The organism is Phytobacter cepae (assembly GCF_054165735.1).
The window spans coordinates 4,366,562-4,381,810 of record NZ_CM135107.1; the positions used below are offsets into that span (position 1 = coordinate 4,366,562).

The following is a 15,249-nucleotide window of genomic DNA, read 5'->3' on the forward strand; positions in this document are numbered from 1 at the left end:
TGTTTGCTCCTGATTATTTTGCTGAAGAACGGTAGTGCTTAATCAATTCGATAAAGTGGTCGAACAGCGGCGCGGCATCGTGCGGGCCCGGGCTCGCTTCCGGGTGCCCCTGGAAGCTGAATGCCGGTTTGTCGGTACGATGAATCCCCTGCAGGGTGCCATCGAACAGCGACTTGTGCGTGACGCGCAGCGTTGCCGGCATAGACGCTTCATCCACCGCAAAACCGTGGTTCTGCGCGGTGATCATCACCGTGTTGTTGTCGATATCTTTCACCGGGTGGTTACCACCGTGGTGACCAAACTTCATCTTCACGGTCTTCGCACCGCTCGCCAGCGCCAGCAGCTGATGGCCGAGGCAGATGCCGAAGACCGGAATATCCGTCTCAAGGAACGTTTTGATAGCAGAAATGGCGTAGTCGCACGGTGCCGGATCGCCCGGGCCGTTGGAGAGGAAGATCCCATCAGGATTCATCTTCAGCACTTCGTCTGCCGGGGTTTTTGCCGGCACAACGGTCAGACGGCAACCGCGGTCAACCAACATGCGCAGGATGTTACGTTTTGCGCCGTAGTCATAAGCCACCACGTGGAATGGCAATTCGCTCTCTTTTTGGGCTTCCGGCAGGTCGCCCGCAAGGGTCCAGCTTCCCTGCGTCCAGCTGTAGGTTTCAGCCGTGGTCACTTCTTTCGCCAGATCCATGCCGTTCAGGCCCGGGAAGGCTTTCGCCTTTTCCTGCGCCAGGGCCGCGTCCAGGTTATCACCCGCGATGATGCAGCCGTTCTGCGCGCCTTTCTCACGCAGCAGACGCGTCAACTTACGGGTATCGATATCGGCAATCGCCACGATGTTATGACGTTTCAGGTAAGAAGAGAGGTCTTCCGTATTACGGTAGTTACTGGCAATCAGCGGCAGGTCACGAATAATCAGGCCTTGCGCATGAACTTGAGAAGATTCTTCATCAGCGGCGTTAGTGCCGACATTACCAATATGGGGATAAGTAAGAGTGACGATTTGGCGGGAATAGGAAGGATCAGTGAGGATTTCTTGATAACCGGTCATTGAAGTATTGAAAACGACTTCCCCAACCGCCGAACCTGTTGCCCCTATGGCCCGACCGTAAAACTGGGTTCCGTCTTCCAGAACCAATAGCGCTGACTTAATCAAAACACCCTCCAGAGAATATTCACTCACTTTATTTGCATATTAATTCAAATATGGACCTTGAATCAATGCAAATCTGCGTAGCCGCGAATTTTTTGCAAACGGCGGCATTCTGGAGACATGCAGGGTAAAAGTCAACTTATCGCGCATATTTTTCATGTCTTTTTGCGCCCCTGGAAAGAATAGCATGGTTTTAAGCGGAAAAAGATCGGTTTATCTCACCTACGTAAACGCTTGCGCAGCGGCATAAATGATTTGCCAAGGCCTGGAACCAGAAAAAGTGGACCATTTGGTCAAAATTAACGTTTAACCAACAAAAAATAGGGGGATAACAGAAATAAACAAAGCACTTACATTTAAATAGACATGAGAAAGTTAAAATAAAAGGGCAATAAAATATTGCCCTATGCAATCAATAGATTAAGACTGCAATAACCACATCACGATGGGTAAAAAATGCTATAAATTGTTAAGATCGAGCACATCTCGCATATCAAAAAGACCATTTTGCTTTGATTTTAGCCACAATGCCGATCTAACGGCGCCGTTTGCAAATGTCATGCGGCTTGAAGCCTTATGGCTAATCTCTACGCGCTCACCTATGTCGGCGAACATCGCGGTATGCTCACCAATGATGTCGCCTGCACGTACGGTCGCAAAACCGATGGTGCCAGGGACGCGTTCGCCGGTATAACCTTCGCGGCTATACACGGCGCACTCTTTCAAATCTTTATCCAACGCATGCGCAATCGCTTCGCCCATCGCCAGCGCCGTGCCAGAAGGCGCATCCACTTTATGACGGTGGTGAGCTTCAACGATTTCAATATCGGTATAGTTGCCCATCACTTTGGCTGCTTTCTCCAGCAGCTTGAGCATGACGTTGACGCCCACGCTGAAGTTGGCAGCAAAGACAATGCCGATCTCTTTCGAGGCATCACTGATAGCCTGCTTGCCTGCGTCATCAAAGCCGGTGGTGCCAATCACCATCCCTTTTTGATGCTTACGGCAGAAATCCAGATGCGCCAGCGTGCCTTCCGGACGGGTAAAATCGATAAAAACATCAAAATCATCTTTTACGGCCTGCAGGTCACTGCTCACGGTGACACCCGTTTTACCGACGCCGGCCAGTTCTCCCGCATCGCTACCCAGCAGGGAAGAACCGTCGCGCTCCAGCGCTGCGCCAAGTTGAACGCCATCCATTTGCAGCGTGGCCTGGATTAACTGACGGCCCATACGACCGCCGGCACCCGCGATCGCTACGCGGATTTGTGCATCATGCATAGTTGTACTCTTTTGTTAATAAAATGCTGAAAATCGCTTCCAGATTAACCAGCCCGCGTTGGGCCTGCCAGCCGAAAACACCGATAATTAGAATTAAATGATAAACAGCATGGAGTATCAGTAAAAGGCATGAGTGCGCATGTTGCGTTTTAAGCCTGAAAACGGGCAGCGTTAGCTCAGGGTGTAGCTCACCACAAGCTGTCCTTTTTTCATTTTTACACTGGTGAGGGTGACATGCCCTATTTCGCCCGTAGTCTGCGAATGGGTGCCGCCGCAGCCATACGCGGGTAATTCGCCAAAACGCACCTCGCGTTTGCCGTCAATAAATTCAATTTTTCTTGGTAATGAGTCTGCGATCCATGCCGAAATTTGCGCCTCGATCAGGCTGGCGTCAGGGGCAGCGCCCACGCTGTTTCCGGTAAAAGTAATGCGCCCTTCTCCCGGCCAGTGATGGGCTTTTACTGGTTGCCAACCATGCAGTTCTCCTGCATAACCAATCAAATGCCCGGCGGAGTGCCAGCGGGCATGTAATGCGCGTAACTCGCTGTCCACACGAATAGCAACGGGCCCCGTCGCCACGGGTTCGGACGTCCGGTGCCATACGGTCTCCCCGTCGTTGAATACGCTCAGCACCGGCACATTGCCAATCCAACCCTTATCAGCAGGCTGCCCGCCCCCCTGAGGATGAAACAGCGTTGCATCCAGTTCACTATCAAAATAACCGTCATGGGTGGCGATACATCGCAGGATATGTGCCTCACCATAGGTATCATCGCGGGTGTAGTAATCTCGTTTCGTCACTGGCTTTCTCCTCTCGTTACCGTCAGTATATTATTTTTCCTGAACACGATAATCCGTGACGAATTCAATGCACTTTTGCCTGGCAGACACAAATGAACCTCACGTTGCTCCCGGATCTTGCGACCTTCGTTCTGATCGTTGATCAGGGCAGTTTTTCTGCTGCGGCCCGCATGACGGGCGCGACACCCTCCGCCATGAGTCGCTGTGTATCGCGACTGGAAGCGGCGCTAGGCAACAAACTCCTGCACCGTACAACGCGTAAACTGCGGCTAAGTGAATCCGGGCATAGCGTCTATCTTCACGCGCTGTCTATGCTGGAAGCGGCAAAGCAGGCGTTGAATTCCGGCAGCAGCGTGCAGGATATCGCCCAGGGAACACTGACGCTCAGCGTGCCGAAAGCCGTAGGACGGAGTGTTATTCATCCATTGATGAGGGAGTTTCTGGAACGCTATCCGCAGGTCAACGTGCGGCTTCGCCTGGAAGATCGTTATATGGATTTAATTGACGAGAGTATCGATCTCGCGTTGCGCATTACCCACTCCCCGTCGCCCGGCCTGTATGGCAGGCCCTTAATGCCCATCAGCCATCTTATTTGTGCAACGCCGGAATATCTTAAGCAGCATGGCCTGCCAGAGCGGCCGCAGGATCTTCGTTATCACAGTTGCATTAGCCTTGGAGAAAACCCCGCAGATGCACGTTGGAAATTTCGCAAAAATGGTCATGCCGAAAGCGTGCAGACCCGTGGGCGCTATGCGGCGAACCACACGGGTGTACGGCTGGATGCGGTGTTGAATCATCTGGGTATTGGCAGCCTCCCTCTGTTTACCGCACAAGAGAAACTGGCGAGCGGTGAGGTGATTCAGGTACTGCCGGAATGGGAGTTTACCAGTACGTATTCAGGGGAGCTGTGGCTGCTGTGGTCGTCAGGAAAACATATGCCCGCACGAATGCGGGTCATGATCGATTATCTCAGTGAGAAAATGCCCGTTAAGGTGCCAGACCAATGACGTCGGCGACCCATTCACGAAACGCATCAATATCAATCCCCAGCGCCACCTGCGCATTAGCCGGTTGACCGAGCTTGCCTTCGATATCCACCACGGTGGTGCCTGCAGTCCAGGTACCTTGCGTTTCGACCGCCACAAAGCAGGGCTTCAGGGTAAACAATGAGGGACGCACCAGCCAGGCAATGGCGCACAGATCATGCATCCGCAGACCGGTTGTCATGCTGCCGCTGCGGTAGTGACTGAACACGGCATGCAGCATTTTTCCCGTCTCATTCAGCTGCGGCAATGAGGCCAGATATTCAGGTGTCAGCGTGGCATGATTGGTCACATCCAGACCGCACATCACAATCTCAAGCCCACTATTGAACACCCGTGCGGCGGCTTCCGGGTCGACAGCAATATTGAATTCTGCATTGGGTGTGAAGTTGCCACGCCCGGCTGAGCCTCCCATCATGACCAGACGACGGATGTTGAACTGGCACTCAGGATAGTGCGTCAGCAGCAGCGCAATGTTGGTTAAGGGACCAATAGCAACTAACGTCACTGGTTCTGGCGAAGCCATCAGCACATCGCGAATGGCTTCAAACGCCGGTTTCGCTAACGGCTGGCGCTGATGTTCAACAAACGCATACCCTTCCATACCCGATTCGCCGTGCACACTTGCCGCATCACGGAGCACGCGTAGCAGAGGTGTTGCAGCTCCCCGAGCGAGGGGAATATCGGCATTCCAGAAATGCAGCAATTGCAATGCGTTGCGGGTGGTTTTTTCCAGTGAGACGTTACCCGCGACCGTGGTCATCAGCTTGAGGTCAAGCTCTGGGGCAAAAAGCGCGGCGGCGATGGCAGCGGCGTCGTCAATACCGGGATCGGTGTCGAGAATAATCGGCAGGCGCATAAATCCTCCATAAAAAATGCCAGACATCAGTCTGGCATCTTCTCATATCGGCAGGGCGAAAACGTTATTCGACTTCGCGAACATCCACGCGTAGCTCTTTCGGCACTTCGAAAACAATGTTCTCTTCACGCCCTTCAAGCGGAATGGCTTCGCCGCCGCCCAACTCCTGCAAACGCGCAATCACGTTCTGCACCAGAATGTCTGGCGCAGAGGCACCCGCGGTCACGCCCACACATTGTATCTCTTTGACCCAGGCTTCCTGGATATCGGATGCGTCATCTATCAGATAGGCGGATTTGCCCATCCGCTGAGCCAGTTCGGCCAGGCGATTTGAGTTGGAGGAGTTTTTTGATCCGACCACCAGCACCACTTCAGCCTGTGATGCCAGCGCACGGACGGCCTCCTGACGATTCGTGGTGGCATAGCAAATGTCATCTTTGCGCGGGCCGACAATTTTCGGGAAGCGGTTACGCAGCGCATCAATCACATCAGAAGTATCATCCACCGATAGCGTGGTCTGGGTCATGAACGAGAGTTTGCCGACATCTTTGATGGTAAGCGTCGATACATCTTCTGGTGACTCCACCAGATACATGCCGCCCTTCTCGTTGCTGTACTGCCCCATCGTGCCTTCCACTTCCGGATGCCCGGCGTGACCGATCAGAATGGCTTCTTCACCACGACGGCTGGCGCGCGCCACTTCCATATGCACTTTTGTTACCAGCGGACAGGTCGCATCAAAGACCGTGAGATCGCGGCTTTTGGCTTCATTGCGCACCGCCTGAGAGACGCCGTGCGCAGAGAAAATCAGAATAGCACCGTCGGGCACTTCGCTGATTTGCTCAATAAAAATAGCCCCGCGTTCGCGCAGGCTGTCGACCACATAGCGGTTATGTACCACTTCATGACGAACATAAATAGGCGCACCGTAGATCTCCAGTGCGTTTTCAACAATGCTGATAGCACGGTCAACCCCAGCGCAAAAACCACGCGGGTTAGCCAACAGGATCTGCATTCAACCCCTCCAGTACCGGTTCAATCTCCAGCACATCGACATCAAAATGAACGGTTTGACCTGCCAGCGGATGGTTAAAGTCAACGGTGATCGAGTCGCCGTTCACTTCGCGGATCACGCCAGGCATTTCACTGCCATCCATGGAGGTAAAGAGCATAATCGCGCCGATTTCTGGCTCACCTGCGTCCATGAAATCGCGGCGGGAAAAATATTGAATAAGATCGGGCATCGGGGTGCCAAAAGCGGCATCCGGCTCAAGCGAAAACGCTTTTTTCTCGCCCTCTTTTAGCCCCAGCAGGTGCTGCTCCAGCCCTTCAGACAGCGAACCGTCTCCGAGGCGAAACAGGGCCGGTTTACCGTTATTGCGGGTTGACTCAGCGGTGGAGCCATCTTCGAGCTTGAGCGTGAAGTGAACCAGCACCGCGCTATTACTCTGTATGGATTTTGACATGCAGGTTTGCTCACTTGTTTTACGCAAAGGTCGATAAACGGTTGGCCGGATGAGGCAATGACGCCATCACCCGGCCATTTTTTATGCGACTTTCTTCTCTCTGGAAGGTAAGAACCCTTCCAGCACGATCAGCGCGGCACCAATGCAGATGGCAGTATCAGCCAGATTAAAGGTAGCAAAGTGCCAGTCGCCCATATAGAAATCGATCATATCGACGACAAAGCCATGCCAGAGGCGATCGAACAAGTTGCCCAACGCCCCACCAATGATCAGCGCATACGCGATGTTATTCAGCTTCTGCGTCGCCTTTGAACGGTACATCAGCACCGCCAGCACAACACAGATACCGATAGCGATACCGGCAAAGAACCAACGCTGCCAGCCACCACTATCGGCGAGGAAACTGAACGCCGCACCATAATTACGCGCATAGTGCAGATTAAGTGACGGGAATAAAGAAACCGTGTCCCCCAGAGCAAAATTCTGGAGGATCAGGTACTTACTTCCGAGATCAATAATCAGCACGGCCACGACCAGCCATAGCCAGCGCAGCCCTGTTGAACCGACAGATTTACTCATCAGGCAAACTTACGTTTTTCGCCGTCACCGGCAACGTTGCTGACACAGCGTCCGCAGATCTCTGCGTGTTCCGCCACCTTGCCGACGTCCTGAGTGTAGTGCCAGCAGCGCGGGCACTTATCCCCTTCGGCTTTGCTTAACGCCACTTTCAGTCCTTTGAGCAATTCGCTCTGTTGGGCATCAGCGGAAGCACCCGCATAATCTTCAACTTTTGCACCCGAGGTCAACAGGACAAATCGTAATTCGTCGCCCAGTGCGGTCAGTTTGGCAGCCAGTTCGGGTTCTGCAAACAGCGTGACCGCCGCTTCCAGAGAGCCACCCACTTTCTTGTCAGCACGTGCCTGCTCAATAACCTTGTTCACTTCGCCGCGCACTTTCAGCAGCTCGTCCCAGAATGCATCGTTCATGGCTTCGGTATCGGCAAGACCGAACAGACCTTCGTACCACTCGCCGGTGAAGACATACTGCTCACGCTCACCCGGCAGGTAGCCCCAGATTTCATCAGCGGTGAAGGACATGATCGGCGCCATCCAGCGAACCAGCGCTTCTGCAATGTGGAACAGGGCAGTCTGGCAGCTACGACGCGCAACGCTGTCTGCTTTCGCGGTGTACTGACGGTCTTTGATGATGTCGAGATAGAACGAGCCCATTTCGATGGAGCAGAAACGCATCAGGCGCTGCACCACTTCGTGGAAATCGTAAGACTCATAGGCTTTAACGATGTCTTCCTGCGCGGCTTGCGCGCAACCCACCGCCCAGCGATCCAGCACAACCATCTCTTCCGGTTTCACCATGTCTTTTACCGGATCGAAGCCATTCAGGTTCGCCAGCAGGAAGCGCGCGGTGTTACGGATACGACGATAGCTGTCGGCTGCACGTTTGAGGATCTCATCAGAGACCGCCATTTCGCCGGTGTAGTCGGTAGAGGCCACCCACAGACGCAGAATATCCGCGCCCAGTTTGTTCATCACTTCCTGCGGCGACACGGTGTTGCCGATGGATTTGGACATTTTGCGGCCCTGACCATCAACGGTAAAGCCGTGCGTCAGCACCTGGCGGTACGGCGCTTTGCCTTTCATTGCGGTTGAAATCATCAGGGAGGACATAAACCAGCCACGATGCTGGTCGGAGCCTTCCAGATACATATCAGCCGCGTGGCCGGCGAATTCCGGGCGCACATCCACGACGGAAGAGTGCGTGGAGCCGGAGTCGAACCAGACGTCCAGCGTGTCCGGCACCTTCTCATAGTTATCGGCATCGTCACCAAGGATGTCGCGGGAATCCAGATCCCACCAGGCCTGAATGCCGTCAACTTCGACACGTTTGGCCACGGCTTCCATCAGCTCCAGGGTGTTCGGGTGCAGTTCCTGGGTCTCTTTATGCACGAACAGAGACATTGGAACGCCCCAGGTGCGCTGACGGGAGATGCACCAGTCAGGACGGTTAGCCACCATGGATTCGATACGTGCCTGACCCCAGTCCGGGATCCACTGCACGCCTTTGATCTCAGACAGCGACTGCGCGCGCAGGCCTTTCTGATCCATGCTCACGAACCACTGCGGCGTAGCGCGGAAGATGATCGGTGACTTGTGACGCCAGCAGCATGGGTAGCTGTGCTGCATTTTCTCAACGTGCAGCAGCGAACCATTGTCACGCAGCAGGTTGACGATAATGTCGTTTGCTTTGAAGACGTTGACACCATCCAGAATCGGGAAAGTCCCCGGCAGATACGCGCCATCCGGGCCAACCGGGTTAGCAATTTCCAGACCGTATTTCTGGCTGATCGTGTAGTCGTCCGGGCCATGACCACCGGCGGTATGTACCGCACCGGTACCGGCTTCCAGGGTGACGTGATCGCCAAGGATTGCAGGCACGTCAAAGTCCAGGAACGGGTGCTTGAAGCGCATCAGCTCAAGCTCAGCGCCTTTTACGGTACCCAGTACGCTGTATTCGCTGATGTTGGCGCGTTTCAGAACGCTTTCGACCAGATCTTTCGCCAGGATAACGGCCTGACCCTCTACCTGTACCAGCGCGTATTCAAACTCCGGAGAAAGGGAGATCGCACGGTTAGCTGGCAGCGTCCATGGGGTCGTCGTCCAGATGACCAGCGCAATCGGGCCATTCACGCTGGAGGCGCCAAATTTGGCTTTTACCGCATCCTGATCGACGGCGTTAAACGCCACATCGATAGACGGGGAGGTTTTGTCGTAATACTCGACTTCCGCTTCTGCCAGTGCAGAACGGCAGTCTACGCACCAGTGAACCGGCTTCGCACCTTTATGCAGGTGACCGTTGCCGATGATTTTACCCAGCGCACGAATAATGTTGGCTTCCGTTTTGAAATCCATGGTCAGGTACGGACGTGACCAGTCACCCAGCACGCCCAGACGGATAAAGTCCGTACGCTGGCCATCAACCTGGGTCGCTGCGTATTCGCGGCATTTAGCGCGGAATTCGGCAGCGGTAAATTTCTCGCCCGGTTTACCAAATTCTTGCTCAACTTTCAGTTCAATCGGCAGACCGTGGCAGTCCCAGCCGGGAACGTAAGGCGAGTCATATCCTGCGAGTCCTTTGGACTTCACAATAATGTCTTTCAGAATCTTGTTAACAGAGTGACCAATATGAATGCTGCCATTCGCATAGGGAGGGCCATCATGCAGAATGAAGGTTTTTTTGCCTTTTTTGGCTGCACGAATGATGCCGTACAGGTCATCATCGGTCCAACGCGCCAGCATTCCCGGTTCGCGTTTGGCGAGATCGCCACGCATCGGGAACCCTGTTTCCGGCAAATTCAGGGTAGATTTATAGTCACTCATCAGATTCTCGGTTCCGTATTTATTACGTGTCAGGCAGTTAAGCCGGTTTTGATAGCCCAAAGAACTCGCGGGCCGTTGACTCATCACGTGCGATTTGCGCTTTCAGTTCATCCAGCGAGCCAAATCGCTGCTCGTTGCGTATTTTCTTACGCAGTATTACATCTATATGGCGTCCGTAAAGGTCCATTGCAACGTCCAGAATATGAACTTCCAGCTGCTGGCGTACGCCTGCAACCGTTGGGCGCGTACCAATATTGGCCACGCCAGGCAGCAATGTTTCGCCTAAACCCACCACTTCTACCGCATACACCCCTTTAACAGGGGAGACCTGACGACGCAGCGGTAAATTCGCCGTCGGAAAACCTATGGTGCGCCCCAGTGCATCGCCGTGAACGACACGCCCGGAAATACTGAACGGGTGGCCCAATAATGCTTCAGCGAGCGGGAGATTATCGTCAGCCAGCGCCTGGCGGACCGCGGTACTGCTTACGCGCGAACCACCGCTGCAAAAGGTTTGGGTACTGGTGACGTCGAAGCCGTATTTTTGCCCGGCTTTCTGTAATAACAAGAAATCACCTTGCCGACCAGCGCCAAAGCGGAAGTCATCCCCCACGGCAAGAAATTGCACGCCGAGTTTGTCAACCAGCAGGTCACTGACGAAATTTTGCGCCGTTAAGGCCGCAAAACGGCGATCAAAACGGATGCATAGCACGTAGTCCACATCTGATTTTGCCAGCAGGTGTAGCTTTTCACGCAAACGGGTCAGGCGCGCAGGGGCTTTGTCACCAGCAAAAAGCTCAAGCGGCTGCGGTTCGAAGATCATGACAACGACGGGCAAGCCGCGCTGGCGACCTTCTTCGCTAAGCCCTTGTAATAGCGCCTGATGACCACGATGCACGCCGTCAAAATTACCAATAGTCAGCACACACTTTTTCGGTGCCTGGCTGAGATTATGTATGCCACGTATCAGCTTCATGTCTGGCTCAAAACAGTGAAAATCGTCGGATTATACCTTGTACAGCGTGCTACGTTAACCGACGATTGCCAGAAGCCGCCAGAAAGGGGAAGGATTTCATTAAGCTGGCCTCCATTGGTACGAAAAACTGCCCAGGTTAGCGATTTTTATCGTGGAAAAGCTGTATTCATGGTCAGCAAGCTGGTAGAATCCTGCGCCATCACTACGTAACGAGCGTTGTATTTTAACGGCGCTTATTTGCACAAATCCATTGACAAAAGAAGGCTAAGAGGGCATATTCCTCGGCCTTTGAATTGTCCATATAGATCATATTTGGGAGTTGGACCTTGGCTAATATCAAATCAGCTAAGAAGCGCGCCGTTCAGTCTGAAAAGGCTCGCAAACACAACGCAAGCCGTCGCTCTATGATGCGTACTTTCATCAAGAAAGTGTACGCTGCGATTGAAGCTGGCGACAAAGCTGCTGCACAGAAAGCATTTGACGATATGCAACCGATCGTGGATCGCCAGGCCGCTAAGGGTCTGATCCACAAAAACAAAGCTGCACGTCATAAAGCTAACCTGACTGCACAGATCAGCAAACTGGCTTAATCGCCCGCTTGCTGTACTTTGTGAAAAGAACCCGCTTAATGCGGGTTTTTTTATGTCTGTTATTCGCGGTTGATAGCGAATAACACCTGTAGTCCCCTCATCCCTTCTTCCGTAAACGTCACTTCCCGAAAGCCCGGCGTTCGATGAATCCATCCTTTGTGTTCAAAGTGCAGCAGCAAAAGCGCACCCGCCTGCCCGCCAAGATGAAAACGTCTTTCACTCCAGTCGAGACATGCGCAGCATCGTTTCCTCGTCGTTTTTCCTGACACCGCCAAGCCGATGCCGGTAAAGAAAGCCGTGCCCTCTTCAGTCAGCGCATCCCCCTCTTCCGTTACCCACCCTTTATTCCGCAAAGCCTCAAAGATTTTTACCGCCAGTTCACCGGCAAGATGATCGTAGCAGGTTCGTGCGCGCCTTAAGGCGAAAGGCGTTCGGGTTGCAGGAGGGTTTACCCGCCGCCAGGAGACGCCCATCATTTGTTCGATGAGCTGAGCAATGTCCTGCCCGGCAAGACGAAAATAGCGATGCCGCCCCTGGCTCAGGCAGCTAACTAATTGCCGGGCCAGCAGCTTATTAAGATGGGCGCTGGCGGTGGAGGCAGAGATATCGGCAACGGTGCTGAGTTCAGTGGCGGTCCATGCGCGCCCGTCCATGAGCGCACAGAGCATTTTTACCCGCGAAGGATCTGCCATCGCGGCAGCGACCGCCGCGATGGAGCGTTCAAGCGCATCGTCTTCGGCAAGCGGCTCAGGATGATTCACGGTCAACGGTGACCTCCCAGGGTTCAGTGGCCTCACTGGCAGCCGCCTGGTTGTCGGTCACCAGAATGAGCTGATTAGCATGATCGCTATACTGTACCAGGATATTTACTCCGCGTAACGCCAGTGCGGCTGCAATTTCCCCTAACTCGCCCGGCCTTTCCTGTTTCAGTTTACGGATCAGCGGATGCGACACATTACGTACCGTAAAGCCCGCCGTTTCGAGCACCCCCTGCGCCCTTACCCCCTCTGCAACCAGAAAGTGGGCATGGGCTTCGTTTCCCGTGGTAAAAACACCACCACCTTCAAGGCCAATGCCATTGCTGCCCAGTGTCTTACCCAATTTCTCCAGTTCACCCGGTGCGTTCTTCAGAATAACGTGAATATCGTACATCGTCTTACCCCCGACTTTCCGATGAGTATTCGCGCTCAAGGCGGGCGATACGAATTCGATAATACGCAAAAATGGCTTCCCGGCCTTCAATCTGAGCAGCATGATGAAAGTGGTTTTTCTTCCATTCAAGAATAGAGGCTTCGTCACGCCACCAGGATAATGAGAGGATTTTGCCAGGCGTGGTCAGACTCTGAAAACGCTCTATATCAATAAAACCATCAATCCCACTCAGGAGTGGCTTGAGCTGCGCTGCCAGTTCGAGGTATCGAGCCTGTTTTTCAACAACTGCATCTGCTTCAAAAAGTACCGCTATCATGATTTATCACCTCTATGAATTAACGGTGATAAATTTACGGCATGGGGATCGGAATGCTTCGTCGCTCAGCGAAACGTGGAGTAAAACGTCAGAGGCCGCGAAACAGGGAGGCGTAATCACGGTTGCAGATGCGCTGCACCGCGGGATGCTGAATCATACGTTCGGCGAAGATGGCGTGATACTCCTCCATCACATTCTCCACACGCCCAATTTCCAGCATGCTGTCGTCAGAATAAAAGTCCCGCGCATACAGCGTGGGGGCAACAAATATGGCGTTGTGCGCTGCGCCAAAAGATTTCATCAGTGCGGCGTCATCAAACTCACCGAGAATCTCAACGTTGAGCCCCTGCGAATTAAACCAGTTCAACAGCTTTCTGCCGAGCATAGAGCGGCGCCCGGGAATCAACAGACGACGCTCTTCCAGACAGGCCGGGAACGGCTTATTTAACGCCGGCTTCTGACACCAGAAACTGACGCTGCACTCGCCGATCTTCACCGAAAACAGCCCTTCCTGATGCGTCGAATCGATCGGGCAGTCCGAAATAATCATGTCGAGTTTATGCTGGCTGAGCTGCTCCAGCAGCATTTCATGAGTGGATTCAAAGCAGCGAAGGTGAATAGGCTCTCCTTCCTGCACGGCGGCATCGAGAATGCCACTGACCAGCGTTTTTGATAATGCATCCGCGACGCCCACATCGAAAAGCAGATGTGACTCTTTGCGGTAGTTAACGATATCAAGCATTTCCTGACTCAGCGTGAACATCTTGTCCGCATAGCGAAACACCAGCTCGCCAAGTTCAGTGGGTTCCAGCCCTCTTCCCCTGCGCTTAAAGAGCTTGCCCTGCAACCGCTCCTCCAGGGATTTGATCTGCCCGGTAATGGTTTGCGGCGTCAGAAATAATACTTCTGCTGCCCCGACAACCGAACCTTCACGGTAGACCTGCCAGAAGTAGTACAAGTGATTGTAATTAATATTCGACATCGCCTCTTCGCTCCCTGAGTGAGATAACGGGAAGGCGGTCACTCGCCTTCCCATCAGAGGTTAACGGACGATCCGCGTGCGCAGCAGACAGTAACCTATAATTGCAGACAGAACAGAGCCCGTCAGGATCCCCAGTTTCGCCCAACCGACGCTATGCGGATCGACATCACCAAAGGCCAGCGTCGCGATAAAAATGGACATGGTAAAACCGATGCCGCACAACACGCCTACCGCCATGATTTGCTTAAAGGCTGCGCCTTTGGGGAGTGTTGCCACTCCCAGACGCAATGCCAGCCAGCAGAAGAGGGAGATACCGACGGGTTTGCCAATCAACAGACCGGCGATGACACCCAGCGGCAACGCTGAGGTCAGGCCGCTCAGCGAGACACCCTCCAGTGACACACCGGCGTTGGCAAAAGCAAACAGCGGCAGAATGAGCCAGGACACCCAGGGATGAATGGCATTGATCAACTGCCGGGCAGGAGACACACCGTCCTTCTCCTTCAACGGAATAAAGAAGCCCAGGATAACACCCGCCAGCGTAGCGTGAATCCCCGATTTAAGCACCGCCGTCCACAGCACCAACCCCACCAGGATATAGATACCGGTGCGCCGGGCATTAAAGATGTTCAGCAGCGCCAGCGCGACAATAGCCGCCGCGGCAACGCCGAGCGCTGCCATCGAAAGGTCGCTGGTATAAAACAGGGCAATAATGATGATAGCGCCCAGATCGTCAATAATGGCCAACGCCATCAGGAACACTTTCAATACAACGGGAACACGATCGCCCAGCAGAGCGAGCACGCCGAGGGCAAACGCAATATCGGTAGCCGTTGGAATCGCCCAGCCATGACTGACCACCGGGTCGTGAAAATTGAATGCCAGATAAATCAACGCCGGTGCCACCATGCCACCGATCGCCGCGATCACCGGAAAAATTGCCTGCTGACGCGTGGCCAGTGCGCCCTGCACCAGCTCATATTTCACTTCCAGACCCACCATCAGGAAAAACACTGCCATTAACGCGTCGTTAATGAAGAGCAGCATATTTTTATCAATATCCAGCGCACCAAATTTGAACGCAACGGGCGTGTCCAGAAAGGCCTGGTAACCTGCTTGAGTAAAAGAAAGATTTGCGCAAAGCATCGCCAGCGCAGCGGCAATAATGAGGACAATGCCTCCCGAAACATCGCTACCAAAGAAGCGTTGTAAAAATTTCATGATTTTCT

The 15,249-nt window shown here is 53.6% G+C and carries 16 protein-coding genes and 1 pseudogene; 2 read left to right on the top strand and 15 right to left on the bottom strand.

What is annotated here, in order from left to right; genetic code table 11:
• Positions 1-13: 13 nt before the first annotated feature.
• From carA to ACUY4Q_RS20485, 3 genes are all read right to left on the bottom strand, one after another.
• Positions 14-1,162 (bottom strand): glutamine-hydrolyzing carbamoyl-phosphate synthase small subunit, encoded by a 1,149-nt coding sequence (gene carA / locus ACUY4Q_RS20475; RefSeq protein WP_458044515.1) that lies wholly within the window; start codon positions 1,160-1,162, stop codon positions 14-16.
• A 456-nt stretch (positions 1,163-1,618) separates the two neighbouring features.
• Complete coding sequence (gene dapB / locus ACUY4Q_RS20480; RefSeq protein ID WP_458044516.1) at positions 1,619-2,440, bottom strand: 4-hydroxy-tetrahydrodipicolinate reductase; 822 nt, start codon at positions 2,438-2,440, stop codon at positions 1,619-1,621.
• Between the two features lie 171 nt (positions 2,441-2,611).
• Positions 2,612-3,241: an alanyl-tRNA editing protein gene (locus tag ACUY4Q_RS20485; protein WP_458044517.1), complete on the bottom strand. Its 630-nt coding sequence runs from the start codon at positions 3,239-3,241 to the stop codon at positions 2,612-2,614.
• 92 nt (positions 3,242-3,333) lie between these two features.
• On the opposite strand from ACUY4Q_RS20485, the gene ACUY4Q_RS20490 reads away from it, so the two are divergent.
• Positions 3,334-4,248, top strand: a complete 915-nt coding sequence (locus ACUY4Q_RS20490) for a LysR family transcriptional regulator (RefSeq protein WP_458044518.1) — start codon at positions 3,334-3,336, stop codon at positions 4,246-4,248.
• Here ACUY4Q_RS20490 and rihC read toward each other — a convergent pair.
• The 7 genes and pseudogenes from rihC to ACUY4Q_RS20525 all read right to left on the bottom strand — a co-directional run bounded on the left by rihC (position 4,229) and on the right by ACUY4Q_RS20525 (position 11,202).
• Positions 4,229-5,143 (bottom strand): ribonucleoside hydrolase RihC, encoded by a 915-nt coding sequence (gene rihC, locus ACUY4Q_RS20495; protein WP_458044519.1) that lies wholly within the window; start codon positions 5,141-5,143, stop codon positions 4,229-4,231. The genes ACUY4Q_RS20490 and rihC overlap by 20 nt on opposite strands.
• Positions 5,144-5,207: 64 nt before the next feature.
• Positions 5,208-6,158 carry a 4-hydroxy-3-methylbut-2-enyl diphosphate reductase gene (gene ispH / locus ACUY4Q_RS20500; RefSeq protein ID WP_458044520.1) on the bottom strand — a complete coding sequence of 317 codons (951 nt, stop codon included), beginning with the start codon at positions 6,156-6,158 and terminating at the stop codon, positions 5,208-5,210.
• Entirely contained in the window at positions 6,139-6,609 is a 471-nt protein-coding gene (fkpB, locus tag ACUY4Q_RS20505) for an FKBP-type peptidyl-prolyl cis-trans isomerase (RefSeq protein ID WP_458044521.1), read from the bottom strand. The genes ispH and fkpB overlap by 20 nt, the downstream gene beginning before the upstream one ends.
• Positions 6,610-6,690: 81 nt before the next feature.
• Positions 6,691-7,188 (bottom strand): signal peptidase II, encoded by a 498-nt coding sequence (lspA, locus tag ACUY4Q_RS20510; protein WP_458044522.1) that lies wholly within the window; start codon positions 7,186-7,188, stop codon positions 6,691-6,693.
• Entirely contained in the window at positions 7,188-10,004 is a 2,817-nt protein-coding gene (ileS, locus tag ACUY4Q_RS20515) for an isoleucine--tRNA ligase (protein WP_458044523.1), read from the bottom strand. The genes lspA and ileS overlap by 1 nt, the downstream gene beginning before the upstream one ends.
• Before the next feature lie 37 nt (positions 10,005-10,041).
• Positions 10,042-10,980, bottom strand: a complete 939-nt coding sequence (gene ribF / locus ACUY4Q_RS20520; protein ID WP_458044524.1) for a bifunctional riboflavin kinase/FAD synthetase — start codon at positions 10,978-10,980, stop codon at positions 10,042-10,044.
• 49 nt (positions 10,981-11,029) lie between these two features.
• Positions 11,030-11,202, bottom strand: a pseudogene (locus ACUY4Q_RS20525) (DUF2575 domain-containing protein).
• Positions 11,203-11,306: 104 nt separating this feature from the next.
• Between ACUY4Q_RS20525 and rpsT the strand changes: the two are divergent.
• Positions 11,307-11,570: a 30S ribosomal protein S20 gene (gene rpsT, locus ACUY4Q_RS20530; RefSeq protein ID WP_437431119.1), complete on the top strand. Its 264-nt coding sequence runs from the start codon at positions 11,307-11,309 to the stop codon at positions 11,568-11,570.
• Between the two features lie 59 nt (positions 11,571-11,629).
• On the opposite strand, the gene ACUY4Q_RS20535 is transcribed toward rpsT, so the two are convergent.
• The 5 genes from ACUY4Q_RS20535 to nhaA all read right to left on the bottom strand — a co-directional run bounded on the left by ACUY4Q_RS20535 (position 11,630) and on the right by nhaA (position 15,241).
• Positions 11,630-12,262, bottom strand: a complete 633-nt coding sequence (locus tag ACUY4Q_RS20535) for an ArsR/SmtB family transcription factor (RefSeq protein ID WP_458047405.1) — start codon at positions 12,260-12,262, stop codon at positions 11,630-11,632.
• A gap of 55 nt (positions 12,263-12,317) precedes the next feature.
• A complete protein-coding gene (locus tag ACUY4Q_RS20540; RefSeq protein ID WP_458044525.1) occupies positions 12,318-12,722 on the bottom strand; it encodes an amino acid-binding protein in 405 nt (134 codons plus the stop codon).
• 4 nt (positions 12,723-12,726) lie between these two features.
• Entirely contained in the window at positions 12,727-13,038 is a 312-nt protein-coding gene (locus ACUY4Q_RS20545; RefSeq protein ID WP_458044526.1) for an antibiotic biosynthesis monooxygenase family protein, read from the bottom strand.
• A gap of 88 nt (positions 13,039-13,126) precedes the next feature.
• A complete protein-coding gene (gene nhaR / locus ACUY4Q_RS20550; protein WP_458044527.1) occupies positions 13,127-14,020 on the bottom strand; it encodes a transcriptional activator NhaR in 894 nt (297 codons plus the stop codon).
• Positions 14,021-14,080: 60 nt separating this feature from the next.
• Positions 14,081-15,241, bottom strand: coding sequence for a Na+/H+ antiporter NhaA (gene nhaA, locus ACUY4Q_RS20555; protein ID WP_458044528.1), 1,161 nt, complete (start codon positions 15,239-15,241; stop codon positions 14,081-14,083).
• Positions 15,242-15,249 lie beyond the last annotated feature (8 nt).

Coding starts and splice junctions, on each gene's coding strand:
- ispH (WP_458044520.1), bottom strand. CDS start 6,158: ATGCAGATCCTGTTGGCTAACCCGCGTGGTTTTTGCGCTGGGGTTGAC.
- ACUY4Q_RS20535 (WP_458047405.1), bottom strand. CDS start 12,262: ATGGCAGATCCTTCGCGGGTAAAAATGCTCTGTGCGCTCATGGACGGG.
- rihC (WP_458044519.1), bottom strand. CDS start 5,143: ATGCGCCTGCCGATTATTCTCGACACCGATCCCGGTATTGACGACGCC.
- ACUY4Q_RS20540 (WP_458044525.1), bottom strand. CDS start 12,722: ATGTACGATATTCACGTTATTCTGAAGAACGCACCGGGTGAACTGGAG.
- nhaA (WP_458044528.1), bottom strand. CDS start 15,241: ATGAAATTTTTACAACGCTTCTTTGGTAGCGATGTTTCGGGAGGCATT.
- lspA (WP_458044522.1), bottom strand. CDS start 7,188: ATGAGTAAATCTGTCGGTTCAACAGGGCTGCGCTGGCTATGGCTGGTC.
- ileS (WP_458044523.1), bottom strand. CDS start 10,004: ATGAGTGACTATAAATCTACCCTGAATTTGCCGGAAACAGGGTTCCCG.
- nhaR (WP_458044527.1), bottom strand. CDS start 14,020: ATGTCGAATATTAATTACAATCACTTGTACTACTTCTGGCAGGTCTAC.
- fkpB (WP_458044521.1), bottom strand. CDS start 6,609: ATGTCAAAATCCATACAGAGTAATAGCGCGGTGCTGGTTCACTTCACG.
- ACUY4Q_RS20490 (WP_458044518.1), top strand. CDS start 3,334: ATGAACCTCACGTTGCTCCCGGATCTTGCGACCTTCGTTCTGATCGTT.
- ribF (WP_458044524.1), bottom strand. CDS start 10,980: ATGAAGCTGATACGTGGCATACATAATCTCAGCCAGGCACCGAAAAAG.
- ACUY4Q_RS20545 (WP_458044526.1), bottom strand. CDS start 13,038: ATGATAGCGGTACTTTTTGAAGCAGATGCAGTTGTTGAAAAACAGGCT.
- dapB (WP_458044516.1), bottom strand. CDS start 2,440: ATGCATGATGCACAAATCCGCGTAGCGATCGCGGGTGCCGGCGGTCGT.